The sequence below is a fragment of the Roseovarius salinarum genome (assembly GCF_002834145.1).
Taxonomy (GTDB): domain Bacteria; phylum Pseudomonadota; class Alphaproteobacteria; order Rhodobacterales; family Rhodobacteraceae; genus Roseovarius; species Roseovarius salinarum.
On the sequence record NZ_PHNT01000009.1, the window covers coordinates 84324 to 108712 of the forward strand.

Sequence of the window (24389 nt, forward strand, 5' to 3'; positions counted from 1 at the left end):
CGGACCCGAAACACCAGACGGACGCCAAAAGGAGAGACACCATGCGCACCGCACTCAGCATCTTCGCCATCATCGCCACCACCGCCACCGCATCGCTGGCCGCCCCCGCCGCCGAGCGGATCGCCGGCGACCTCGACGTCAACGACCGCGAGACCATGAACCAGATCGCGGGTGACCTCGACGTCAACGACCGCAAGACGATGAACCAGATCGCCGGCGACCTCGACGTCAACGACCGCAAGACGATGAACCAGATCGCCGGCGACCTCGACGTCAATGACCGCAAGAGCATGAACCAGATCGCGGCGGGCGACCTCGACCCCAACGACCGCAAGGATCTGCCGATCCTCGGCTGACCGGGCGACAGGGGCGGGAACGCAGAAAGATCCAGCTGGCGTTCCCGCCTTTCGCGGCAACTGCCGAATCGGGTCATCGGCGACCTGGTGGCAAATGGACGGGCCCACTCGCCTTGGGGTGAGTGGGCCCGCCAGTGCGCGGACAGGCGCCGGCAGGACGGCGGAGCCGTGCCAAACTCGGACCGGATTGCCGGGGGGCACACCTTTCTTTCGCCGAGCTGCCGCAAGGACGATCGGCCGATCGCCGCGTCCCGCTCGCGTCGTCCCGTTCATTCCCCTGTCACAGTGGTCTGCTCATGTGAGCAAAACGGGGGCGCAAATGGACAGGCGGTCGGTGATTCTCGAATTGGCGCAGCGGGACGGGCGGGTCATGGTGGACGCTCTGGCCGAAGAACTCGGAGTGTCCTCCCATACCGTGCGGCGGGATCTGAATGCCCTTTGCGAGGAAACCAAGTTGCGCCGGCTGCACGGCGGGGCGGAGTTTATCGACGGCAGCGCCAACATGCCATACGCCGCACGCTCCGTGCTCAATTTCGACGCCAAGCAGCGAATTGCCCGCACGGTCGCGGGCATGGTGTTCGACGGGGCCACCGTCTTCATCTCCATCGGCACGACGCCCGCGCTGGTGGCACGGGCGCTTGCGGAGAAAGAGGCGCTGACCGTGATCACCAACAATCTCAACGCGGCGATGGCGCTTTCCGAGAACTCGGCCAACCGCATCATCCTGCCCGGTGGCGAGATGCGCCTGCCGGACCGGGATTTCCTGAACGAGGAGGCGATCTCCGTCTTTTCCGCCTACCGTGCCGACTTCGGGATTTTCGGCGTGGGCGGGATCGATGTCGACGGCTCGCTTCTGGATTTCCACGAACCCGAGGTGCGCGCGCGCGAGCAGATCCGCGCCAACAGCCGCACCTCGGTTCTCGTGGCCGACCACAGCAAGTTCGGGCGGCGCGCGGCGGCAGTGGGCGGCACGCTCGCCGAGGCGGATGCGGTCGTGCTCGACCGCCGCCCCGACGCACCGTTCGGCGCCCTTGTGGAGCCGCTCAGGGACCGGGTGAGGGTGGCAGGCAACGCCGGAGCGGTCGCATGACGCCCTTCGTCGCGATGCATGGTGTCAGCCGCCGCTGGGACGGACGCGGTGGCGTGGCCGATGTCACGCTCGAGGTGGCCGAAGGCAGTTTCGTCTCGGTGCTCGGACCCTCGGGCTGCGGCAAGTCCACGCTCCTGCGTCTCATCTCGGGGCTGGAGTAGCTTCAGGCGGGCCGGATCGAGATCCAGGGGCGCGACGTAACGCGCCTGCCCGCGTCCCGGCGCGGCCTTTCGATGGTTTTCCAGTCCTACGCGCTTTTCCCCAATCTCAGCGTGCGCGAGAATGTCGTGTTCGGCATGAAGGTACGCAAGGTATCCAAGGCCGAGCGCGAGGAAGAGTTCGCCCAGGTGGTCGAGATGCTTGGGCTCGAAGGGCTCGAGACGCGCAAGCCGGCCGCCTTGTCGGGAGGGCAGCGCCAGCGCGTCGCGCTGGCCCGCGCCGTGGTTTCGGGCCACCCGCTGTGCCTGATGGACGAGCCGCTGTCGAACCTCGATGCCAAGCTGCGGCACGCCGTCCGGCGTGACATCAAGGCGTTGCAGCGCAAGCTTGGGCTCACCGTGATCTACGTCACCCACGACCAGACAGAGGCGATGTCGCTGTCGGACATGGTCGTGCTGATGCGCGACGGCCGGGTCGAGCAGGTCGACACGCCCGCGGGACTCTACGCGCGGCCGGCCAGCGATTTCGCGGCCGAATTCGTCGGCGACCCGCCGATGGCCATGATCGAGGGCGCGGCCCTGGGTGCCGCGGGGCGCACGATCGGCATCCGTCCCGAGCACATCGTGGCCGTTCAGCCGCAGCAGGCGGACCTTGCCGGGCGGGTCCGTGCGGTCGAGTACCTGGGCGCGCAGACGCATGTGGTCGTCGACCACCCGGCCGCGCGCGGGCTGATCCTGTGCGCGCCGGGCCATGCCCAGTGGCAGCCGGGCGACGAGATCGGGCTTGGCCTGCCGGAAGAACACCGGGTTCTCTTCGACGCCGGCACGGGCCGGCTCAAAGAGAACCCGCAGCAGGATTACGGGGCGGACCATCGCCAAACGGCGCCCCGTGATAGCCGCAAGGCACTTCAACCCCAACCCCTACAAGACTGAAGAGGAAGGCCAAATGCTTCGCTATTCAACTGCCGTCGCCATGCTCTCCGCGAGCGCGGCGTTTGTCAATCCGGCCGCCGCCGAGACCGAACTGACCATGTATTACCCGATCGCCGTGGGTGGCCCGCTCACCCAGGTGGTCGACGGGATCGTGGCGGATTTCGAGGCCCAGAACCCCGATATCAGCGTCAATGCCATCTACGCCGGCAACTACGATGACACCCGCATCAAGGCGCTGTCCGCACTCAACTCGGGCGACCCCGCCCAGCTGGCCGTGATGTTCTCGATCGACGCCTACGACCTGATCGAGCAGGACCTGATCGTGCCCTTCGAGGACGTGATCGCGACCGAGCAGGAAAAGGCATGGCTGGACGGTTTCTACCCGGCACTGATGGCCAACTCCGAGATCGAGGGCAAGACCTGGGGCGTGCCGTTCCAGCGCTCCACCATCGTGGCCTACTACAACAAGGACATGTTCCGCGAGACCGGGCTCGACCCCGAGCAGGCGCCGCGCACCTGGGACGAGATGGTCGAGATGGGCAAGGCCCTCACCGACGCTGACACCCACGGCCTGATGATCCCGTCGACGGGGTATCCCTACTGGATGTTCCAGGCGCTGGCGATCCAGAACGGCAAGGAGCTGATGGCCGCCGACGGGCTGACCACCCGTTTCGACGACCCCGAGGTCGTGGAGACGCTGGAATTCTGGAAATCGCTGTCGACCGAGCACGGCATCATGCCCGAGGGCACCGTCGAGTGGGGCACGCTGCGGCAGGCCTTCCTCGAAGGCGAGACGGCGATGATGTGGCACTCCACGGGCAACCTGACGGCGGTCAAGAACAACGCCGACTTCGACTTCGGCGTCGCCATGCTGCCCAAGAAGGAACGGCTGGGCTCGCCAACCGGTGGCGGCAACTTCTACATCTTCAAGGACGCCACCGACGAGGAGCGCGCGGCCGCGCTTGAGCTGATCAAGTTCATGACCGCCCCCGAGCAGGCCGCGGAATGGTCGATCCGGACCGGCTACATGGGCGTTTCGCCCGCTGCCTACGAGACGGAGAAGCTGCAGGAATACACGCAGGAATTCCCGCCGGCACTGGTGGCACGCAACCAGCTGCGGCACGCCGTCGCCGAGTTCTCGACCTTCGAGACGGCCCGCGTGCGCGAGGGGCTGAACAACGCCATCCAGGCCGCGCTGACCGGCGCGAAATCGCCCGGGGCGGCGCTGGCCGAGGCGCAGGCGGCCGCCGAGCGGCTGCTGGCCGCCTACCAGTAAGACGATGGATCCCGCGGCGGCGCCGGGCCCAGCCCGGCGCCGCCCCTTCCCGCGACGAGACGGTCATGGCGCAGGCGACAGCACACCCGGTTCCGCACGGCGCGCTCATGCAGCGCCGCCGCGCCATACACGGCTGGCTGCTGCTGGCGCCCGCGCTGATCATGCTGACCACCTTCGCATTCTACCCGTCGCTCGCCACGGTCTGGACCTCGGCCTTTTCGCGCGGCACGCGCCGCAACCCGTCCGAGTTCGTCGGGTTCGAGAACTACCAGCGGCTGTTCGACGACCCCACCTTCTGGACGGTCGTGCAGAACAACATCCTGTATGCCGCCGTCACCATTCCGGCCTCCATCGTCATCGCGCTGGCGATGGCGCTCTGGGCGAACTCGAAGATCCCCGCGCGCAGCTTCGTGCGCACCGCCTATTTCACGCCGACAGTTCTTCCGATGATCGCCGCGGGCAACCTCTGGCTGTTCTTCTACACGCCGGGGTTCGGCGTCCTGGACCAGATCGGCGCCCTTTTCGGCGCGCCGTCCGTCAACTGGCTGGGCCAGCCCGAGACCGCGCTCTGGGCCATCTGCGCCGTGACGATCTGGAAGGAGGCGGGTTTCTTCATGATCTTCTACCTTGCCGCGCTGCAGACCATCCCGCCGGACCTCAAGGAGGCGGCGGACATCGAGGGCGCCAGCCGCTGGACCTACACGCGCCGCATCGTGCTGCCGCTTCTGATGCCGACCACCCTGTTCGTACTCATCAACGCGCTCATCAACTCGGTCAAGCTGATCGATCACCTCTTCATCCTGACCAAGGGCGGCCCGTTCGATTCCTCCAAGCTGATCCTCTATTACATCTGGGAAAACGCCTTCGCCTTCTTCGACGCCCCCGCCGCGGCCGCGATGACGGTGCTGGTGCTGGCCGTGCTGGGCGCGCTGGCCGCGGTGCAGTTCTTCGTTCTCGATCGCAGGACCCACTATCAATGAACCTCGGGCGCCATATCGAAAGCGGGCTTGCGCTGGTCCTCGCCGTGCTGTGGATATCTCCGCTTGTCTTCGCTTTCTGGGCGGCGTTCCACACCAGCACGGACGCGGTGAACTTCAACCTAGCCGCGCCTTTGACGCTCGAGAACTTCCGGACGGCCTGGTCAGGCGCGCCATGGCTGCGCTATTTCCTCAACTCCTTCCTGTTGGTGACCTCGGTGCTGATCGGCCAGTTCATCCTTTGCACGCTGGCGGGGTTTGCCTTCGCGCAGGTCGGTTTCCGCGGCAAGGACACGCTTTTCGTGCTGGTGCTGCTGCAGCTCTTCATCCTGCCCGAGGTGCTGATCGTGGAGAACTACAGGGTCGCCGCGACCCTCGGGCTGCTCGACAGCATCATCGGCATCGGCGCGCCCTACATGGCCTCGGCCTTCGGCATTTTCCTCATGCGCCAGGCCTTCAAATCCGTGCCGAAGGAGCTTGACGAGATGGCGCGCGTGGAGGGGTGCAGCCTGCTGGGCGTGCTCTGGCGCGTCTACGTGCCGGCGGCGCGTCCGACCTATCTTGCCTACGCCCTGGTGTCCGTCGCGACGCACTGGAACAACTTCCTGTGGCCGCTGGTGGTCACGAACTCGGAAACCACACGGCCGGTGACCGTGGGCCTGTCGATCTTCGGCGCGCCGGAAAACGGTGTGGACATCTCGGTGATCTCGGCGGCCACGGTGATGGTGATCCTGCCGTTGCTTGCCGCGTTCCTGGTTTTCCAGCGGCAGTTCGTGCAGGCCTTCCTGCGCGCGGGTATCAAGTAGGACCGCGCCTGCCGGGGCGTCGGCACCCGGCCTGCCGAGCGGGCGTAGTCGCAGGGTCCGGCCCGGCAACCGGCCTGCGACCGGCCGCTTTAGCACCAGGACACGCGTCCACGACCCGCTCGGAAAGTCCCGGCACGACAAGGCGCGGCAAACGGCGGCCTGCGACGAATGGGCCGGCCACGGTGCGGAGATGGCAGGGGTCTGCTATTCGTCCTCTCTGGCGGCCCCGGGCTGCGCTCGTCCCGGGCCGCGAAATCGAAACGGCGCGCGCTGGCCTGAATCTGTTCCGGCGCGCGGATGGCCGTCACGGCCCAGTTGCCGCCCCCTTGTGCCTTTGCGCGGCCGTCTGGTCGCCGTGCCGTGGGGCTGGAGGCAGGTCGCGTCGATCGTGACGGTTTTCCCCTGCCGCATTCCCGGTGGCCAGCCCCGTCAGGATCCGGGCGAACACGCCCTTCTGTCCCCTCGGCTTCCAGCGGTTGCATAGGGGCGCGTGAGGGCAACGCGCGCTTCGACGTGTCACGCCAGCGCGGGACATTCCGGTTGTTGAAGATCATGCCGGACAGAACGCGCCGGTCATCCAACTGGGGCTTGGCGTGGGCCGCCGGGAAAGACCGCTTGAGCCGCCCCGGCGTCCCGACAGACTTTGCCCGGAGTGGCATGTATGCCGGCAACTTGCGGGAAACCGCGTTGGCCGGGCGGTGTCGTGCATGCGACCGTGGCCACGGCGTCAAGTCTGCCGTCACGGCGCGTCGAACGCCAATTGGAGACGACAGGATCGGGCAAATACCAAGGAGGATACACGAGCCGGCACGCAACCTGAGTGCGTCGAGGGGGTGTTTGCGGCGTGAATGTGGTTCAAGGAACCATTCCGCCGAATGGGGCGACATGCTTGACACGTGAAATGAATGGTAGGCCCGGAGGGACTCGAACCCCCAACCAAAGCGTTATGAGCGCTCTGCTCTAACCAATTGAGCTACAGGCCCGACCTGCACCGGGTGGTAGGCGGGGCGCGCCGGGGCGTCAAGGCTTTGCGATTGCGTGGGCGGGGGTGATGGGCTAACTGCTTTCGCGATCACCGAGGGAGACTGGCGATGAGCGAAGGCAGGAACGGCATCACCTACGCCGACGCGGGCGTGGACATCGCCGCCGGAAACGACCTGGTCGACCGCCTCAAGCCCGCCGCCAGGCGCACCGAGCGGCCGGGCGTCATGGCCGGGCTGGGTGGTTTCGGCGCGCTGTTCGATCCGAAGGCGGCCGGTTACCACGATCCGGTGCTGGTGGCGGCGACCGACGGCGTGGGCACCAAGCTGCGGGTGGCCATCGATACCGGCCATCTTGACGGGGTGGGCGTCGACCTTGTCGCCATGTGCGTCAACGATCTGGTCTGCCAGGGCGCGGAGCCTTTGTTTTTCCTCGACTACTTTGCCACCGGCAAGCTGGAGACCGAGGCCGCGGCACGGGTCATCGAAGGCATCGCCGAGGGCTGCGCGCGCGCCGGCTGCGCGCTGATCGGCGGCGAGACGGCCGAGATGCCGGGGATGTATGCCGCCGGCGATTTCGACCTTGCCGGCTTTGCCGTGGGCGCGATGGAACGCGGCACGGCGCTGCCCGAAGGGGTGGCGGCCGGCGACGTGCTGCTGGGGCTGGCCAGCGACGGCGTGCATTCCAACGGCCTGAGCCTCGTGCGCAAGCTGGCGGAGCTGGCTGGACTTGGCTGGGAGGATCCCAGCCCCTGGGGGCAGGGGGAAACGCTGGGCGCCGCGATCCTTGCGCCGACACGGCTTTACGTGCGCCCGGCGCTGGCGGCCGTCGCCGCGGGCGGCGTGCACGGGCTAGCCCATATCACCGGCGGCGGTCTGACCGAGAACATCCCCCGTGTCCTGCCCGCGGGCTGCGGGGCCACGGTGGACCTCGACGCCTGGACCTTGCCGGGCGTGTTCGGCTGGCTGGCCGGGCAGGGCGGCATCGCGCCGGACGAGATGCTGCGCACCTTCAACTGCGGCGTCGGCATGGTGCTGGCGGTGGACCCCGGGCGCGCCGAGGCCGTCAGCACCCTGCTGGACGAGGCGGGCGAGGCGGTCGTCCCCCTCGGGCGGGTCACCGAAGGCGAGGGCGTGACCTACACCGGGACGCTGGGGTGAGCGTGCGCGTCGCGATCCTGATTTCCGGCGGCGGCTCGAACATGGTGGCTCTGGCTGACAGCATGACGGGTGACCACCCGGCGCGGCCCTGCCTGGTGCTGTCCAACGTCCCGGGGGCCGGCGGTCTGCAGAAGGCAAGGGCGCGGGGCATCCCCACGGCGGTGGTCGATCACCGGCCGTTCAAGGGCGATCGCGCGGCCTTCGAGGCCGAACTTCACGCCGTGCTGGTGCAGGCGGGCGCCGAGATCATCTGCCTCGCCGGGTTCATGCGCATCCTGACCGAAGGGTTCGTGCGGCGCTGGCAGGGGCGGATGCTGAACATCCATCCCTCCCTGCTGCCGAAATACCCGGGGCTCGACACGCACGCCCGCGCGCTGAACGCCGGCGACGCCGAGGCGGGATGCAGCGTGCACGAGGTGACGGCCGACCTCGACGCCGGGCCGGTGCTGGGCCAGGCGCGGGTGCCGGTGAAACCGGGCGACACGCCTGACAGCCTTGCGGCCCGCGTGCTGGAGATGGAACACCGCCTTTACCCCGCGGTGCTGCGCCGCTTCGCGTCCGGCGACCGGACGCCGGTGAACCTGGGCTGACAGTCCGGCATTTCCATTCGGCTGCGGCTGTCCTATAGGTGGCCGTCAACGCGCGACAGATCGAAGCCGGGACCCCTGCATGAAGACCATCACCACGACCGAGGAACTTGCCCGATTCTGCGAGGACGCGCGCGGGCACGACTACGTCACCGTGGACACCGAGTTCCTGCGAGAGCGGACCTATTACGCGCAGCTTTGCCTGATCCAGCTTGCGATGCCCGGTAAGGGCGAGGACACCGCCGTTCTGGTGGATCCCATCGCGGGCGACCTCGCGCTCGACCCGCTCTACGATCTGTTTCGTGACGAGTCGGTGGTGAAGGTCTTTCACGCGGCCCGTCAGGACCTCGAGATCTTTCACGTCGACGGCGGCCTGATCCCGCGGCCGCTGTTCGACACGCAGGTGGCCGCGATGGTCTGCGGCTTCGGCGAGCAGGTGGGTTACGAGACACTGGTGCGCAAGGTGGCGCGCGCGTCGCTCGACAAGACGTCGCGATTCACCGACTGGTCGCGCCGGCCTTTGTCGGAGGCGCAGAAGAAATACGCGCTGGCCGACGTGACGCACCTGCGCCAGATTTATGAATATCTTGCCGCGGAACTGGCCCGCACGGGCCGCGACAAATGGGTCGCCGAGGAGATCGAGGCGCTGACCGATCCCGAAACCTACATCACCCGGCCCGGCCAGGCGTGGAAGCGTGTCAAGACGCGCAACACTTCGCCGCGGTTCCTTGCGATCGTGCGCGAACTGGCGCGGTTCCGCGAAGGCTACGCGCAGTCGCGCAACATCCCCCGCAACCGGGTGTTCAAGGACGACGCGCTGGTCGAACTGGCCGCGACGAAACCGCAAAGCGCCCAGGACCTGGGCCGGTCGCGGCTGCTTCTGCGCGAGGCGCGCAAGGGCGAGATCGCGGACGGCATCATCGCTGCGGTGAAGGCCGGGCTGGACTGCCCCGAGGCCGAGTTGCCGCGCCCCGACAAGGCCCGCGACAAGCCGCAGGTCAACCCCGCGCTGGCGGACCTGCTGCGCGTGCTGCTCAAGGCGCGCACCGAAAGCTACGGCGTCGCGTCCAAGCTGATCGCCAGCGCGGCCGATCTCGATGCCATCGCGTCGGGCGCGCGCGACGTGCCGGCGCTCAGCGGCTGGCGGCGCGAGGTTTTCGGGTCAGAGGCGCTGCGGCTGTGCGACGGCGAGATCGCGCTCGCGGTCCAGGGCAACTCGGTGGAAACGGTGCCGCTGTGACGCGCCCCCGCCTCAGCGGCGGGATGTGCGCACGTTGGTTTCGGCGATCACCCGCACGCTGCGGGTGCGGCGCAGTTCCCGTTCGGGAATGAAGCGCGCGGCATTCACGACGCGCGTGCGCTCGGGGCCGATCGCGGTGTCCTCGGGCTGGGCGGCCTCCAGGCGCAGGGTCAGCACGCCGTCAACCGGCTCGCCTTCGGTGGGCGAGGCCAGGCGCACGTCATGCGCCCCCTGCCGGCGGGTGATGCCCTGCACGCGCACGATCGCGCCGCCGCTGACCTGCTTGATCTCGAGGCCCGTGACCTGCGCGACGGGGGTTCCTTCATGGTCCTTGTCGCCCATCAGGCTGAACACCCCCTCGCCCTCGTTCTCGGGGATCAGGGGATTTCCGGCCTGTTCCGTCTGCTCGGCGCGGGGTTCGGACTTGCTCTTGCCGAACCAGTTGGCCGGGTTCACGCGGGAATCGCGCAGGCTGGAACAGCCGGCCAGGGCCAGCGCCGAGATCGTGAACAGGGTGAGCAGAAACCGCATCGCAGCCGCCTTTTCCGGATTGTCTGGTGTCTGCGTACCCTATCACGCCGCGGACGGAAAGATGCAAGCGCGGACTGGACCTTCGGCGGCAGGCGTCTTACCTGTGCGGAAGACAGGGGAGAATGCACGCATGGCAAGCGACGCCTTCGAAGAAATCGTTGCGGACTTCGAGTTCCTCGAGGACTGGGAGGACCGGTATCGCTACGTCATCGACCGCGGCAAGGCGATGGAGCCGCTGGACGACGCGCTGAAAGTGCCCGCCACGAAGGTCGAGGGCTGCGCCAGCCAGGTCTGGTTGCACCCGCACGTCGAGAACGGCGTGTTCTCCTTCTATGGCGACAGCGACGCGATGATCGTGCGCGGCCTGATCGCAGTGTTGCGCGCGCTCTACAACGGCACGCCGGTGGACCAGGTGCCGAAGATCGACGCGGAAGGCGAACTCGCGCGGCTGGCGCTGCACGATCACCTGTCGTCGCAGCGCTCGAACGGCCTGCGCGCGATGGTCGAGCGGATCCGGCAGGTCGGCGCCGAGGCGGCCTGAGCAGCAACGGCGCGGGCATCACACCTTGCCGTCGTCTGCCGCTAGATGAAAATATTCAAAATCAATATCTTGCCGATTGTTCTTCAAGGGCGGTGGCAAGGTCGCCGTAGCCGGTGAAGCGGCGTTCGAACGCGAGGCCGAGGCGCTCGGCACACGCGCGGGCCTTCTCCGTCAGGGCCGGGTCATCCGTCTGCGCCTGGTAGACCAGCTTGGTGTAATTGCCGAACAGCATGTCGCGCAGCTCCGGGTGGCGGTCCAGCCCCATCGGTTTCCAGACGAAGGCGTCGAACTGCCTGACGAGGAAATCCGTGAGGTAGAATGCCGTCATTTCCTCGTCGGCGCGCTCGGCGAAGGCGGCGTTGCCCTCGAAGAAGGCATAGCAATGAGGGCCTTCCACCATCTCGACGCCGAGCTCGGCGCACTTGCGCGCCAGCTCCCCGCCGGTGCCGCAGTCGGCGTAGACGACGAAGATCCGGTCGTAATCCGCCCGGTTGGCTTCCACGGCCTCGGCCACCGCCGGCGTGATCCGGTCGGGGAACAGGTGCAGCTTGGCCGGCAGGCAGGTCAGGTCCATGTGGTCCCAGCCATTGGCCTGCTTGAGCGCAAGGATCTCTCGCGCAAGCGCCCCGCAGGCGATCAGCAGGATACGCCCGGCGCCCCGCGCGTCGAGGCCGGTTTCGGTCAAGGTGTCATCCTGTGGCAGTTGATCCGTCATCGCGTCCTCCCAAAAAGCAAACGGCCCGCGACAGGGGCGGGCCGTCTGTCCGGTCGCGGGGCGGACCGGTCAGCCCGTGGCGCCCTGGTTGTGCTTGCGCGACACGAAATCCTTGGCGGTTTCCACCGCGACGGCCGCATCGCGGCAGTAGGCGTCGGCGCCGATGGCCTTGCCGAACTCCTCGTTCAGCGGCGCGCCCCCCACGAGAACGATGTAATCATCGCGCACGCCCTGTTCGACCATCGTGTCGATCACGACCTTCATGTAGGGCATCGTGGTCGTCAGCAGGGCCGACATGCCCAGGATGTCGGGCTGTTCGGTCTCCAGCGCCTCGAGGTAGTTCTCGACCGGGTTGTTGATGCCGATGTCCACGACCTCGAAGCCGGCACCCTCCATCATCATCGACACGAGGTTCTTGCCGATGTCGTGGATGTCGCCCTTGACGGTGCCGATCACCATCTTGCCCACGCGCGGCGCGCCGGTTTCGGCCAGAAGCGGCTTGAGGATGTTCATCCCCGATTTCATCGCGTTGGCCGCCAGAAGCACCTCGGGAACGAACAGGATGCCGTCCCGGAAATCCTGGCCCACGACCGTCATGCCGCCCACCAGCGCCTCGGTGAGAATCCTGTAGGGGGCCCAGCCGCGTTCGAGCAGGATGTTCACGCCCTCGTCGATCTCGTCCTTGAGACCGTCGTAGAGGTCGTCGAACATCTGTTGGACGAGTTCCTCGTCGTCCAGTTCCGAAAGGATGATGTCGTCTTCTTCTTCCGACATGGCGTGTTTTCCCCGGCTCTTGTGGCGCGGTCGCGCGCGTTGTTCCGGCCTCACGTTTCGTCAATTTGTCGCAGCGGGACTGTTCGGATTGCGACATGGCCGATCCCGCGACCGACCTGTCACGCGGATTTGTGGCGGTGGCCCGGCGGAAGTTTCCATGCCGCAGCGGCATTTATTGCAAATGTTCGCCAAATGTTCCATCGTGGGGCGGATGACGCAAGCCCCTCGCATCGATCCCGCGCTCAGAACCCCGGGCCGTGCCGCGTGCAGCAACGACGCGGGGCGCTTCGAACGCCACGCGCGACAACCCGATGCGGCGGGGGATCCGGCGGGCGCGGGCCGGACGCTCCTGCGGACCGAGGCGCGCGCCGAACGGCCCCGTCGCGCGATCACCTACAACCGCTCGCCCGATCTGCCCTTCGACCGCTCGGTCAACCCGTACCGCGGCTGCGAACATGGCTGCATCTACTGTTTCGCGCGGCCCACCCACGCGTGGCTGGGCCTCTCGGCCGGGCTGGATTTCGAAACCCGCCTGATCGCGCGGCCCGGCATCGCGGACACCTTGCGGCGTGAACTCGCTGCGCCGGGATACCGCGTGGCGCCCATCGCCATCGGCACCAACACGGATCCCTACCAGCCGGTGGAGGAGGCATGGCGCGTCACCCGCGCCTGCCTGGAGGTTCTGGAATACGCCCGCCACCCCGTGGCCATCGTCACCAAGGGCGCGCTGGTGGAGCGCGATCTTGACATCCTGTCACGCATGGCCGCGCGGGGGTTGGCGCGTGTGGGCATCTCGCTGACGACGCTGGACGCCGGCCTCGCCCGGCGGCTGGAGCCGCGCGCGCCCGGCCCGGCCCGTCGGCTGGCGACGATCCGGGCGCTCGCGCAGGCCGGCGTGCCCGTGCGGGCGATGACGTCCCCGGTGATTCCCGGGCTGACGGATCACGAGGTCGAGGCGCTGCTGTACGCCGCCCGGGATGCCGGTGCCGCGGCGGCCAGCTGGATCATGCTGCGCCTGCCGCGCGAGGTCGCGCCGCTGTTCCGCGAATGGCTGGCAGAGCATTGCCCGGATCGTGCGGGCCGGGTTATGGGGCTGGTGCGGGACATGCACGGCAGCAAGGATTACGATGCCCGGTGGGGCCGCCGGATGCGCGGGCAGGGGCCGCACGCGGAGATGATCGCGCAGCGCTTCCGGGTCGCGGCGCGGCGGCTGGGGCTCGACGCGCCGCAGCCCGCGTTGCGCTGCGACCTGTTCCGCCCGCCACCGCGCGATCCCGATCAGCCCGACCTGTTCGCGACGTGCGGCGGCTGAGGGGCCGCGGCCCGTCTTCATCTTGCCCCAAATACTCATCGTCCCGGCGCGGCCGGGGCCGGCCGCCGGGACGGGTGCGACGGCCCCCGCGGGTCAGCCCCGGCGCCGCCGCCCGCGGCCGCGCCGCGGTGTCGGCTCCTCTCCCTCGCCGGTGCCGTCGGCGGCCGAGGAGAACGGCCCGAGCGCCTCGGTGATCTGTTCCAGTGTCGGGCGTGGCCCCCGCGGCCTGGTCTCCAGCGCCTCGTGCATCTTCGCCAAGTGCTCGGGCATGGTTCCGCAGCAGCCGCCGATGATGGTCGCGCCCGCGTCGCGTGCCAGCACGGCGTACTCGGCCATGAGATCGGGCGTGCCGTCGTAGTGGATGTGGCCGTGCTCGTATTTCGGGATGCCGGCATTGCCCTTGGCGATGACCGGCAGTTCCGGGCCCTGCGCGACGAACCCCAGGACGGTGCGCAACAGGTCCGAGGCGCCCACGCCGCAGTTGGCGCCGAAGGCCAGCGGCGGGTATTCGAGGCCGTCGACCATCGTCACCATGTCAGCCGAGGTCAGTCCCATCATCGTGCGCCCCGCGGTGTCGAAGCTCATGGTGCCGCACCACGGCATGCCGGCCAGCCGGAAGGCCTCGGCGGCGGCCTTGTACTCCTCGGGCGCCGAGATGGTTTCCAGCCAGAGCACATCGGCGCCGCCCTCCTTCAGGCCGTCGGCCTGCTCGTGGAAGATCTCGACCGCCAGCTCGTGGGTCAATTGGCCCATCGGCGCCATGATTTCGCCCGTGGGGCCGACGGAGCCGGCGACGACGACCTCGCGGCCGGAGGTGTCGGCCACGTCGCGGCCCAGCTCGGCGGCGATGCGGGACAGTTCGCGCGCGCGGTCCTGCGCATCGTGCAGCTTGAGCCGGGCGGCGTTGCCGCCGAAGGAGTTCGTCAGGAACAGGTCGCTGCCCGCCTCCACCGCCGAGGCGTAGAGCCGGCGGATCCGGTCCGGGTGCCGGTCGTTCCACAGCTCGGGCGCATCGCCCGATTCCAGCCCCATGTTGAACAGGTTGGTGCCCGTGGCGCCGTCGGCGAGGAGCCACTCGCGCCGGCCCAGCATCCGGGACAAAGCATCGGTCATCTTGCCTCCCGCGGCGGTCGGCCTGGTTTCGGGGGCGTCCCCCTGCGGGGACGCGACGGGGCGTCCGTGGCGGCGCGGGCGCGCCCCGGGCTCAGTGTTCCTCGGCGATCTGTCCCTTGGCGACGGCAAGAAGCTCGGCGCGCTTGGCGCGGATCTCTTCCGGGGTGGCCTTGTCGCCCAGGTCGCCCGCCACCTTGCGGACCACGTCCTCGTGGCCGGCTTCCTCGAAGTCGGCCTTCACGACCGAGGCGGCGTAGGTCTGCGCGTCCTCGCCGGTCTTGCCCAGCATCTCGGCCGCCCAGAGGCCCAGAAGCTTGTTGCAGCGCGCCTCGGCCCTGAACTGCATCTCCTGGTCGTGGGCGAACTTGTTTTCGAAGGCTGTCTCGCGGTCGTCGAATGTGGTCATGGGTCGGCTCCCCGGGGCATGCGTTGAAGTCGGCACAGATATGACGCCCCGCGGCTTCGAGGGCAAGACCCCGCGCGCCGTCTTGCGACCTTGGCGCCCATGGACTATCAGGGCGCAACGCCTGCGGGGACTCGCCCCGCGGCAGCGAGGAGTGGCCATGGCACGGCGCAAGAAGATCTACGAAGGCAAGGCGAAGACGCTCTACGAAGGGCCCGAGCCGGGCACCGTGGTGCAGTATTTCAAGGACGACGCGACGGCCTTCAACGCCGAGAAGAAGGACGTGATCGAGGGCAAGGGCGTGCTCAACAACATGCTCTCGGAATACTTCATGACGGGGCTGAACAACATCGGCGTGCCGACACATTTCATCCGGCGCATCAACATGCGCGAACAGCTCGTGCGCGCCTGCGAGATCGTGCCGCTCGAGGTCATCGTGCGCAACTATGCCGCGGGGTCGATGGCCCGGCGGCTGGGGCTCGAAGAGGGCACGCAGCTGCCCCGGCCGATCGTGGAGTATTGCCTGAAGAACGACGATCTGGGCGACCCGCTGGTCACCGAGGAGCATATCGCTGCCTTCGGCTGGGCCAGCCAGCAGGACCTGGACGACATCCTCAGCCTCGCGCTGCGCGTCAACGATTTCATGTCGGGCGTGATGTTCGGCGTGGGAATCCGGCTGGTGGACTTCAAGATCGAGGTGGGCCGCGTCTACGACGGCGACTACCAGCGCCTGATCGTGGCAGACGAGATCAGCCCCGACAGCTGCCGGCTGTGGGACATCGAGACCGGCCGCAAGCTCGACAAGGACGTGTTCCGCCGCGACCTGGGCAACCTGACGGACGCCTACACCGAGGTCGCCTCGCGCCTCGGGCTGATGCCCAAGGGCAACACGCAGGTGGCGCGCCCGACGCTGATCAACTGAGCCCGGCGAAGGGTCCGCGGGCTTCTTTGGGAAGGATAGAAGATGAAGGCACGCGTGCAGGTGATGCTGAAGGACGGTGTTCTGGATCCGCAGGGCGAGGCCGTGCGCCACGCGCTTGGCAGCCTCGGCTTCGAGGGCGTCGAGGGCGTGCGCCAGGGCAAGGTGATCGAGCTTGACCTGGACGAGACGGACCCCGAAGCCGCGCGCGCCAAGGTCAACGAGATGTGCGAGAAGCTGCTCGCAAACACGGTGATCGAGAGCTACGCGGTGGAGGTGGGCTGATGCACGCCGCCGTCCTCGTCTTTCCCGGCTCCAACTGCGACCGCGACCTGGCGGTGGCGCTGGAGCGCGCCGGCGCGCGCGTCTCGATGGTCTGGCACAAGGACACGGCGTTGCCCGAAGGCACCGACCTTGTGGCCATCCCTGGCGGGTTTTCCTTCGGCGACTACCTGCGCTGCGGGGCCATAGCGGCGAATTCCCCGATCTGCCGGTCCGTCGTGGCACATGCCGACCGCGGGGGTTACGCGCTGGGTATCTGCAACGGTTTCCAGGTGCTGACCGAAACCGGGCTGCTGCCCGGCGTCCTGCTGCGCAACGCGGGCCTGAAATACATCTGCAAGGCCGTGGCGCTTCGGGTCGAGACCGCCGACAGCCCCTACACCGCCGGCTATGCGCCGGGCAGCACGATCACGGTGCCGATCGCGCACCATGACGGAAACTACTTCGCCGACCCGGACACTCTGGACAGGCTGCGCGGCGACGACCGCGTCGCCTTTCGCTATGTCGACAACCCGAACGGGTCGGTCGACGACATCGCCGGCATCCTGTCGCAAAACCGCCGGGTTCTGGGGATGATGCCCCACCCCGAACGCATGGCCGAGCCGCTGCACGGCGGCACCGACGGTGCGGCGCTGTTCGAGGGCCTTGTCGCGCAGGTCGTTCCCGCCTGACCGCTTGAGGCGCCGCGACGCGCCACGTAAACTGCGCCAATGGAAGACAGACCGGCCAAGGCTCCGCTCAGGCGCATGCGCACGACCACCTGGCGCACGCGGCTGGCGTTTCTCGGCCTCGTGCTGCTGGCTGTCGTCACCGTCTATGTCACCAACCGACTGCTGACCGACCGGTTCACCGAAACCACCCGCAACCGCGCCGAGCTGCGCCTCGTGCTCTACGCGGGCAACCTGCTCAGCGAACTTCGGCAGAACACCATCGTGCCGCAGCTTCTGGCCCGCGATCCGGCCCTGATCGGCGCGCTCAATTCCGGCGATTACTCGAAGTCCACCCAGCGGCTGATGTCCTATCTCGACGAGATCGGCGCGAAGTCGCTGTCCCTGCTGGACAAGGACGGGCGCACGGTGGCCTCCACCGATCGGAAGTCGCTCGGTGAATCGCACCGCCAGGCCTCTTATTTCGTGGATGCCCTGCGGTCCAAGGACACGGTTTTCAAGGTTCTGCAGCAGGAAGCGGGGGGTTACAACTTCTACTACGCCCGCAAGGTCGAAAGCCAGAGCGGTGTGGCCGGTGTCATCGTCGCCGAGGTCGACCTGGGCAAATACGAACGCGCCTGGGCGGGCATTTCCGACGCCGTGCTGGTGACGGACAGCGAGGGCCGCATCATCCTCGCGACCGAGCCGCGCTGGCGCGGGTTGACCGAGTCCGAGGCGCTCAAGCACGAGCCGGTCGACAGCGCCATCCAGCGCGCGATCCAGGCCACCGCCGACTGGACGGCGCTGCCGGCCGATGCCTATGTCCGCGGCGAGGCGGTGATGCGCGTGGAGGGGCGCGTGGGCTTTCGCGGCTGGCGCATCGCCAGCTTCACCACCTACGCCAGCGTTCGCGACAAGGTGAACGGCGTGCTGGCGCTCGAGATCATGGGGTTCGCGATTCTCCTCGCGCTGGCCTTCTGGATGCTCAACCGCAAGACGGCGCTGCGCATGGCGCTTTTCCAGCGCGAGTCGGCAGAGCTTCGCGCATTGAACGCGCGCTTGCAGCGGGAAATTGCCGAGCGCGAACGGGTGCAGGAAAACCTCGCCGTGGCCGAGCAGACGCTGGCGCAAAGTTCCAAGCTGGCCGCGCTGGGTGAAATGTCGGCGGCCGTGAGCCACGAGCTGAACCAGCCGCTGGCGGCGATGAAGACCTACCTTGCCGGCGCGCGTCTGCTGCTGTCGCGCAATCGCCCCGACGAGGCGCTGTCGTCCTTCCAGCGCATCGACGGTCTGCTGGAGCGCATGGGCGCGATCACGCGGCAGCTCAAGTCCTATGCCCGGCAGGGCGGCGAGGATTTCGAGCCCGTGAACATGGCCGATGCGCTGGCCTCGGCGCTGGCGATGATGGAACCCCAACTGCGCCAGCGGCAGGTGCGGATCAACCGGTCGCTGCCCGAGGCGCCCGTGATGGTCATGGCCGATCGGGTGCGAATCGAGCAGGTCATGATCAACCTTCTGCGCAACGCGATGGATGCCACGCAGTCGGTCGAGGACGCGCAGATCGACATCCTGCTGGCCGCCGGCGACACCGCGGTGCTGACGGTGCGCGACAACGGCCCGGGCATCGAGGATCTCGAGAACCTGTTCGAGCCGTTCTACACCACGAAGCAGCCGGGGCAGGGGGTCGGCCTGGGCCTTGCCATCTCGTCGGGCATCGTGAACGATCTCGGCGGCCGGCTGACCGCCCGCAATGCGCCGGGCGGGGGGGCTGTATTCGAGGTTCAACTGCCTATCTTGCCGGAAGGAGAAACGCGTGCAGCGGAGTGACGGGACATGCCCAACGCCATGAAGATCGCGATCATCGACGACGAACGCGACATGCGCCAGTCGATCAGCCAGTGGCTGGCGCTGTCGGGCTACGATACCGAATCCTTCGCCAGTGCCGAGGACGCGCTCAAGGTGCTGGGGCCGGATTATCCCGGCATCGTGGTCACCGACATCAAGATGCCCGGGATGGGCGGCATGAAGTTCCTCAAGAAGCTGATGGGCACCGATTCAAGCCTGCCGGTCATCATGATCACCGGCCACGGCGACGTGCCGATGGCCGTCGAGGCGATGCGGCTCGGCGCCTACGACTTCCTCGAGAAGCCGTTCAACCCCGAGCGCATGAACGAACTGGCGAAGAAGGCAACCAACGCCCGCCGGCTGACGCTGGACAACCGCGCCCTGCGCCGCGAACTGAGCGACGGCAGCCAGCTCATGAACAAGCTGATCGGCGTCAGCCCGGTCATGGAGCGGCTGAAGGAGGACATTCTCGACCTCGGCCAGGCCGATGGCCATGTGCTGATCGACGGAGAGACCGGCACCGGCAAGACGCTGGTGGCCCATGCACTGCACGCCGTCGGCGCGCGTGCCGGGCGCAAGTTCGTGCTGCTGTCCTGTGCCGCGATGGAAGAGGAGGCGCTGTCAAAGCGGCTGTTCGGGCCGATGAACCCCGAGGAAAGCCAGATTCCCGCCGTGGAGGAGGCGCGCGGCGGCACGCTGGTGCTCGAGGACATAGAGGCGCTCAGCGACGCCATGCAGGCGCGGCTGCTGACCTTCCTCAACGATGAGGGCACGCCGCCCGAAACCCGCATCGTGGCCATCTGCAACATGCAGGACGAGGGCCGCAGCATCGAGGACGCGCTGCGCCCCAACCTGTTCTACCGCCTTGCCAGCCTGCGCATCACGGTGCCGCCGCTGCGCAGCCGCGGCGAGGATATCCTGACGCTGTTCACCCGTTTCGCCGACCAGTTCGCCGAGGATTACGGCTGTGCCGCGCCGCAGGTCGATGCCCAGGAGGCGGCGCAGCTGCTGCAGGCGCCGTGGCCGGGCAACGTGCGCCAGCTCATCAACGTCGCGGAACAGGCTGTCCTGCAATCGCGCCGCGGCTCGGGGACCATCGCGTCGCTGCTGATGTCCGACCATCAGGAGATGCAGCCGGTGATGACCACCGAGGGCAAGCCGCTGAAGGAATACGTGGAAGCCTTCGAACGCATGCTGATCGACAACACCATGCGCCGCCACAAGGGATCGATCGCCGCGGTGATGGACGAGCTGTGCCTGCCGCGGCGCACGCTGAACGAGAAAATGGCCAAATACGGCCTTCAGCGCGGCGACTACATGTGAGTTGCAAGACGGGCCCGGCCGGACGTGCCGCGCGGTACGGGCTGCAGCCGTGATGCGGGCCGCATGCCATGCGACGGATATGGCGGGAATTTTCCCCATTGTAATCGCCGCGCGGGACGCTTTATTGTAACAGCAAGGCAAAGGGTGCGCGGCGCCCGCCAAGAGTTTCGCTGTTTCGGACGTTTTGCAGGAAAGCTATTCCGCCGCTTCTGAACAGGCCGATCTGGCCCGGAATCCGGGCCGACAGAAAGCCCGACACCTGCGCCGTGCGACAGGCATGCCGGGCCCCGAACGGGCGCCCCAAGCGGCGCCGGAGATGAAGAACCGCGATGAGGCGCGTGCAGGATAACCAAGTCAGGGCAGGGGCCGTCACCGGCACCGCTGACGCTGTGCGTGCCGTCGCCCTTGCAAGACACCACCCGCAACGTGCCGCCCCGCCCGGGCCGGCGCGGCTGCCGCGGTGCACACGGATAACATGGCAAAGAAAATGCTCATTGACGCCACCCACGCGGAGGAAACCCGCGTCGTGGTGGTCGACGGAAACAAGGTCGAGGAATTCGACTTTGAATCGGAAAACAAGCGGCAGCTCGCCGGCAATATCTACCTGGCCAAGGTAACCCGGGTCGAACCGTCGCTTCAGGCGGCGTTCGTCGATTACGGCGGCAACCGCCACGGGTTCCTCGCCTTCTCGGAAATCCACCCGGACTATTACCAGATTCCGGTCGCCGACCGTGAAAAGCTGCTGGAGGAGGAACAGGCCTACGCCGAGGAAATCTCGGCCGGCGAGGACGTCGAGGACCAGCCGCGCGGCAAGCGTCGGTCACGCGGCCGGTCGAAGGCCGAGAAGACGGCCAGCGGCGACGCGGTGGAGACCGCGGAACCGGGGGATCAGGGCGAGATCTCGGGAATGGAGACCATCGACCTCGAAGGCACCACGCCCGAGGGAAGCTCGCCCATGGATACGGTCAGCGCGACGCCGGTGGCGGAGCCGCTGGACACGCCCGCCGGCGAGGACGGCGGCGAGGCCGAGCAGAAGCCCGGGGCGCCCGCCGATACGGACCGCGCCGAAGGTGACGAGGCGCCGGCCGAGACCGCGGAAGCCGAGACAGACGAGGCATCCCCTGCCGGCACGCGCGGGCGCGACGCCCCTGATGGCGCGATCGAGGCGGTATCGGATGATGACGATGCCGAGGACATCCGCCCGCCACGCCGGCCGCGGCCGCGCAAGTACAAGATCCAGGAGGTCATCAAGGTCCGGCAGATCCTGCTGGTGCAGGTCGTGAAGGAAGAACGCGGCAACAAGGGCGCGGCGCTGACGACCTACCTCAGTCTCGCGGGGCGGTACTGCGTGCTCATGCCCAACACCGCGCGCGGCGGCGGCATCAGCCGCAAGATCACCAATGCCGCGGACCGCAAGAAGCTCAAGGCCACCGCCAGCGAGATCGACGTGCCCAAGGGCGCGGGCCTGATCATCCGCACGGCGGGCGCCAAGCGCACCAAGTCCGAGATCAAGCGCGATTACGAGTACCTCCAGCGGCTGTGGGAACAGATCCGCGAACTCACGCTGAGGTCCGTCGCTCCGGCGAAGATCTACGAGGAAGGCGACCTGATCAAACGGTCGATCCGCGACCTTTACAACCGCGAGATCGACGAGGTCCTGGTCGAGGGCGAGCGCGGCTACCGCATCGCCAAGGACTTCATGAAGATGATCATGCCCTCGCACGCCAAGAACGTGAAGCACTACCAGGACACGCTTCCGCTCTTCGCGCGCTACCAGGTCGAAAGCTACCTCAGCTCGATGTTCAACCCGGCGGTGCAGCTGAAATCGGGCGGCTACATCGTGATCGGCGTGACCGAGGCGCTCGTGGCGATCGACGTGAACTCGGGGCGGGCCACCAAGGAGGGCTCGATCGAGGAGACGGCGCTCAAGACGAACCTGGAGGCCGCCGAGGAGATCGCCCGCCAGCTGCGCCTGCGCGACCTGGCCGGGCTGATCGTGATCGACTTCATCGACATGGACGAGCGCAAGAACAACGCCGCCGTCGAGAAGCGGATGAAGGAGCGGTTGAAAACCGACCGCGCGCGAATCCAGGTCGGGCGCATCTCGGGCTTCGGCCTCATGGAGATGAGCCGCCAGCGCCTGCGTCCGGGCATGATCGAGGCGACCACCCAGCCGTGCCCGGCCTGCCACGGCACCGGGCTGATCCGCTCGGACGACAATCTCGCGCTGTCGATCCTGCGCCAGATCGAGGAGGAAGGCGTGCGCGGCCGGTCGCGCGAGGTGCTGGTCAAGGCCCCGGTGGGCATCGCCAACTTCCTGATGAACCAGAAACGCGAGCATGTCGCGCAGATCGAGGCGCGTTACGGCCTGTCCGTGCGGATCGAGGGCGACCCGATGCTGGTCAGCCCGGATTTCGCCATCGAGAAGTTCAAGACCGCCTCGCGGCGGGTGCCGGAAGCGAGTGCGCCGGTCGTGTCGGTCGACAGTTCCGGGCTCGAGATCGCCGAGGCAGAGGAAGAACCCGCGCCGGAGGCGGCCGAAGCGCCGGCGCCCGAACAGGAAGAGGCGCCCAAGCCCAAGAAACGCCGCCGGCGGCGCCGCCGCAGGTCCAAGTCCGGCGACAAGTCCGGGTCTGAAACGGAAGCGGCGGATAACGGCGAGACGGCCGAGGGATCGGCACCGGCAGAAACAGGGCCTGCCGACGCCACGGCCGACTCCGCCGCCGAGGGCGAAGCCACGGGCGAAGACGCGGAGACCGCGCAGAAGCCCAAGCCCAAGCGCAGCCGAAAGCCACGCAAGAAAACGTCCGAGGCGGACGAGGCCACCGCCGAACCGGCGGAGGCAGACGGCAGCACGCCCACTGAGGCAAGTGGATCGGACGGAGATGTGGCGCCCGAGCCTTCGGGCGAGAAGGATGATGCGCCGGACGCGCAGCCCGAAAAACCGGCGCGCAAGCCCCGCAGCCGCCGCAAGAAGGCCGAACCCGCGGAAGAGCCGCAGGCGAAGGCAGAGCCCTCGGTCGCACAAGGGTCAGACCGGAGCGCCACGTCGCCCGATTCCGAACCGGCCGCCGCGCCGGAGCCGGCAGCCGAACCGCAGGCCGCGGCCGAACCCGGGGCGCAGCCGGCGAAGGTGGCCGAAGGCGTCCCCGCCGGCGAGGCGCAAACCCCGGACGCCGGGCAGGCCGGAACGGACACGGACGACTCGGACGATGCGGAGAAGCGCCGGCCGCGCCGGCGCGGCTGGTGGTCGCTGGGCGGCCGCTGAGCGCGCGACACAGCGCGCGCCGCGGTGGTGTCAGCCCGCCTTGCGCACGACATAGCTCTGGTGGTCGTCGGCCTCGTCGGCGGCCACCAGTTCGTGTCCCGATTCATTGCAGAAATGCGGGACGTCGATGCGTGCCGCGGGATCGTCCGACAACAGCCGGACGAAACTGCCGGCCGGCATTTTCTGCATGCGCTTGCGCAGCTTGAGCACCGGAAGCGGGCACAGCAGCCCGCGCGCGTCGAGGGTATCGCAATCGTCCATGCCGCAGGGATAGGGCGCGTGCGACCGGCTGTCCACGATGTTGTGACAGATCGCGCCGTGACCTTCCCGCCGTGATGGACTATGTGGGACGCATGTTCGGAATCGAAATCATCGACGCAGGACTTCTGCCCGCCATGACGGTGGCACTGGTGGCCGGGATCATCTCGTTTCTCAGCCCCTGCGTGCTGCCCATCGTGCCGCCGTATCTGGCCTACATGAGCGGCGTGACGCTGGCCGAGCTGTCGCAGACGGGCGGCCGGCGGGCCCACGCGGTGATGCCGGCCCTGTTCTTCGTGCTGGGGTTGTCGACGGTGTTCCTGTTCCTCGGGTTCACGGCCTCGGCGATCGGCGCGGCCTTCCTGCAGTACCAGGATACCTTCAGCCTCGTGGCGGGGGTGCTGGTGATGATCTTCGGCGCGCATTTCGTCGGCGTGTTCCGCATACCCGCTCTGGATCGCGAGGCACGGATGGACGCCGGCGACCGCGGGGGCAGTGCAGCGGGCGCCTATGTGCTGGGGCTGGCCTTCGCCTTCGGCTGGACCCCCTGCATCGGCCCGCAGCTGGGTGCGATCCTGTCGCTGGCCGCGTCGGAGGCCTCGGTCACGCGCGGCACGGTTCTTCTGGCGATCTATGCCGCGGGGCTTGGCGTGCCTTTCCTGCTGGTCGCGGCCTTCCTGCCGCGGCTTGGCGGGCTGATGACCTGGATGAAGCGGCACATGGAGCGGATCGAGCGTGTCATGGGCCTGCTGCTGTGGACCATCGGCTTGCTGATGGTCACCGGCGGGTTCTCCGACTTCTCCTACTGGCTGCTGGAAACCTTCCCGGCGCTGGCGACACTGGGCTGAGGCGCGCGGCCCGCCGCGGCGGCCTTACTCTCGTCCAAAATCCGGT

At 67.9% G+C, this 24389-nt stretch carries 24 protein-coding genes, 1 tRNA gene and 1 pseudogene; 19 read left to right on the forward strand and 7 right to left on the reverse strand.

Annotated elements, in window-relative coordinates; genetic code table 11:
- Positions 1-41: 41 nt before the first annotated feature.
- From CEF10_RS09995 to CEF10_RS10020, 7 genes and pseudogenes are all read left to right on the forward strand, one after another.
- On the forward strand, positions 42-356 hold the full coding sequence (locus CEF10_RS09995) for a hypothetical protein (protein ID WP_101068030.1): 315 nt from the start codon (positions 42-44) through the stop codon (positions 354-356).
- 319 nt (positions 357-675) lie between these two features.
- On the forward strand, positions 676-1446 hold the full coding sequence (locus CEF10_RS10000) for a DeoR/GlpR family DNA-binding transcription regulator (protein ID WP_101068031.1): 771 nt from the start codon (positions 676-678) through the stop codon (positions 1444-1446).
- A gap of 14 nt (positions 1447-1460) precedes the next feature.
- Positions 1461-1916 (forward strand): annotated as a pseudogene (locus tag CEF10_RS17440) (ABC transporter ATP-binding protein); the annotation flags it as partial.
- A gap of 249 nt (positions 1917-2165) precedes the next feature.
- A complete protein-coding gene (locus CEF10_RS17445; protein WP_332870148.1) occupies positions 2166-2537 on the forward strand; it encodes a TOBE domain-containing protein in 372 nt (123 codons plus the stop codon).
- 13 nt (positions 2538-2550) lie between these two features.
- The gene (locus CEF10_RS10010) at positions 2551-3813 is read left to right on the forward strand and encodes an ABC transporter substrate-binding protein (protein ID WP_101068032.1); all 1263 of its coding nucleotides are present in this window, start codon (positions 2551-2553) and stop codon (positions 3811-3813) included.
- Positions 3814-3878: 65 nt separating this feature from the next.
- On the forward strand, positions 3879-4793 hold the full coding sequence (locus CEF10_RS10015) for a carbohydrate ABC transporter permease (protein WP_101068033.1): 915 nt from the start codon (positions 3879-3881) through the stop codon (positions 4791-4793).
- Positions 4790-5596, forward strand: coding sequence for a carbohydrate ABC transporter permease (locus CEF10_RS10020; RefSeq protein ID WP_101068034.1), 807 nt, complete (start codon positions 4790-4792; stop codon positions 5594-5596). Before CEF10_RS10015 ends, CEF10_RS10020 begins: the two co-directional genes overlap by 4 nt.
- A gap of 906 nt (positions 5597-6502) precedes the next feature.
- On the opposite strand, the gene CEF10_RS10025 is transcribed toward CEF10_RS10020, so the two are convergent.
- Positions 6503-6579, reverse strand: a tRNA-Ile gene (locus tag CEF10_RS10025).
- A gap of 108 nt (positions 6580-6687) precedes the next feature.
- Here CEF10_RS10025 and purM point away from each other — a divergent pair.
- From purM to rnd, 3 genes are all read left to right on the forward strand, one after another.
- On the forward strand, positions 6688-7737 hold the full coding sequence (gene purM / locus CEF10_RS10030; protein WP_101068035.1) for a phosphoribosylformylglycinamidine cyclo-ligase: 1050 nt from the start codon (positions 6688-6690) through the stop codon (positions 7735-7737).
- The gene (gene purN, locus CEF10_RS10035; protein ID WP_101068036.1) at positions 7734-8327 is read left to right on the forward strand and encodes a phosphoribosylglycinamide formyltransferase; all 594 of its coding nucleotides are present in this window, start codon (positions 7734-7736) and stop codon (positions 8325-8327) included. Before purM ends, purN begins: the two co-directional genes overlap by 4 nt.
- Before the next feature lie 79 nt (positions 8328-8406).
- On the forward strand, positions 8407-9564 hold the full coding sequence (rnd, locus tag CEF10_RS10040) for a ribonuclease D (protein ID WP_101068037.1): 1158 nt from the start codon (positions 8407-8409) through the stop codon (positions 9562-9564).
- 12 nt (positions 9565-9576) lie between these two features.
- On the opposite strand, the gene CEF10_RS10045 is transcribed toward rnd, so the two are convergent.
- Complete coding sequence (locus tag CEF10_RS10045) at positions 9577-10095, reverse strand: hypothetical protein (protein WP_101068038.1); 519 nt, start codon at positions 10093-10095, stop codon at positions 9577-9579.
- A gap of 130 nt (positions 10096-10225) precedes the next feature.
- Between CEF10_RS10045 and CEF10_RS10050 the strand changes: the two genes are divergently transcribed.
- Complete coding sequence (locus CEF10_RS10050) at positions 10226-10636, forward strand: SufE family protein (RefSeq protein ID WP_101068039.1); 411 nt, start codon at positions 10226-10228, stop codon at positions 10634-10636.
- A 61-nt stretch (positions 10637-10697) separates the two neighbouring features.
- Here CEF10_RS10050 and CEF10_RS10055 read toward each other — a convergent pair whose 3' ends face one another.
- Both CEF10_RS10055 and CEF10_RS10060 read right to left on the reverse strand, forming a co-directional pair.
- On the reverse strand, positions 10698-11351 hold the full coding sequence (locus tag CEF10_RS10055) for a DUF1638 domain-containing protein (RefSeq protein WP_101068040.1): 654 nt from the start codon (positions 11349-11351) through the stop codon (positions 10698-10700).
- Between the two features lie 69 nt (positions 11352-11420).
- Positions 11421-12125, reverse strand: coding sequence for a corrinoid protein (locus CEF10_RS10060; protein ID WP_101068041.1), 705 nt, complete (start codon positions 12123-12125; stop codon positions 11421-11423).
- Positions 12126-12336: 211 nt separating this feature from the next.
- Here CEF10_RS10060 and CEF10_RS10065 point away from each other — a divergent pair, with 211 nt between their 5' ends.
- A complete protein-coding gene (locus CEF10_RS10065) occupies positions 12337-13437 on the forward strand; it encodes a PA0069 family radical SAM protein (protein WP_101068082.1) in 1101 nt (366 codons plus the stop codon).
- A gap of 93 nt (positions 13438-13530) precedes the next feature.
- On the opposite strand, the gene bmt is transcribed toward CEF10_RS10065, so the two are convergent.
- Together bmt and CEF10_RS10075 are read right to left on the reverse strand one after the other, a co-directional pair.
- Positions 13531-14550, reverse strand: coding sequence for a betaine--homocysteine S-methyltransferase (gene bmt, locus CEF10_RS10070; RefSeq protein ID WP_101068042.1), 1020 nt, complete (start codon positions 14548-14550; stop codon positions 13531-13533).
- Positions 14551-14641: 91 nt separating this feature from the next.
- A complete protein-coding gene (locus CEF10_RS10075) occupies positions 14642-14956 on the reverse strand; it encodes a DUF1476 domain-containing protein (RefSeq protein WP_101068043.1) in 315 nt (104 codons plus the stop codon).
- A gap of 157 nt (positions 14957-15113) precedes the next feature.
- Between CEF10_RS10075 and purC the strand changes: the two genes are divergently transcribed.
- The 6 genes from purC (at position 15114) to CEF10_RS10105 (ending at position 23237) form a co-directional block, all read left to right on the forward strand.
- Complete coding sequence (purC, locus tag CEF10_RS10080; protein WP_101068044.1) at positions 15114-15875, forward strand: phosphoribosylaminoimidazolesuccinocarboxamide synthase; 762 nt, start codon at positions 15114-15116, stop codon at positions 15873-15875.
- Positions 15876-15917: 42 nt separating this feature from the next.
- Positions 15918-16157 carry a phosphoribosylformylglycinamidine synthase subunit PurS gene (gene purS, locus CEF10_RS10085; RefSeq protein ID WP_101068045.1) on the forward strand — a complete coding sequence of 80 codons (240 nt, stop codon included), beginning with the start codon at positions 15918-15920 and terminating at the stop codon, positions 16155-16157.
- The gene (purQ, locus tag CEF10_RS10090) at positions 16157-16825 is read left to right on the forward strand and encodes a phosphoribosylformylglycinamidine synthase subunit PurQ (protein ID WP_101068046.1); all 669 of its coding nucleotides are present in this window, start codon (positions 16157-16159) and stop codon (positions 16823-16825) included. Before purS ends, purQ begins: the two co-directional genes overlap by 1 nt.
- Before the next feature lie 75 nt (positions 16826-16900).
- Positions 16901-18628 (forward strand): sensor histidine kinase, encoded by a 1728-nt coding sequence (locus CEF10_RS10095; RefSeq protein WP_198586175.1) that lies wholly within the window; start codon positions 16901-16903, stop codon positions 18626-18628.
- Between the two features lie 6 nt (positions 18629-18634).
- Positions 18635-19969, forward strand: a complete 1335-nt coding sequence (locus tag CEF10_RS10100; protein ID WP_101068048.1) for a sigma-54-dependent transcriptional regulator — start codon at positions 18635-18637, stop codon at positions 19967-19969.
- 475 nt (positions 19970-20444) lie between these two features.
- Positions 20445-23237: a ribonuclease E/G gene (locus CEF10_RS10105; RefSeq protein WP_101068049.1), complete on the forward strand. Its 2793-nt coding sequence runs from the start codon at positions 20445-20447 to the stop codon at positions 23235-23237.
- 30 nt (positions 23238-23267) lie between these two features.
- On the opposite strand, the gene CEF10_RS10110 is transcribed toward CEF10_RS10105, so the two are convergent.
- Positions 23268-23498, reverse strand: a complete 231-nt coding sequence (locus tag CEF10_RS10110) for a sulfurtransferase TusA family protein (RefSeq protein WP_101068050.1) — start codon at positions 23496-23498, stop codon at positions 23268-23270.
- 92 nt (positions 23499-23590) lie between these two features.
- On the opposite strand from CEF10_RS10110, the gene CEF10_RS10115 reads away from it, so the two are divergent.
- Positions 23591-24343 carry a cytochrome c biogenesis CcdA family protein gene (locus tag CEF10_RS10115; protein ID WP_101068083.1) on the forward strand — a complete coding sequence of 251 codons (753 nt, stop codon included), beginning with the start codon at positions 23591-23593 and terminating at the stop codon, positions 24341-24343.
- Positions 24344-24389 lie beyond the last annotated feature (46 nt).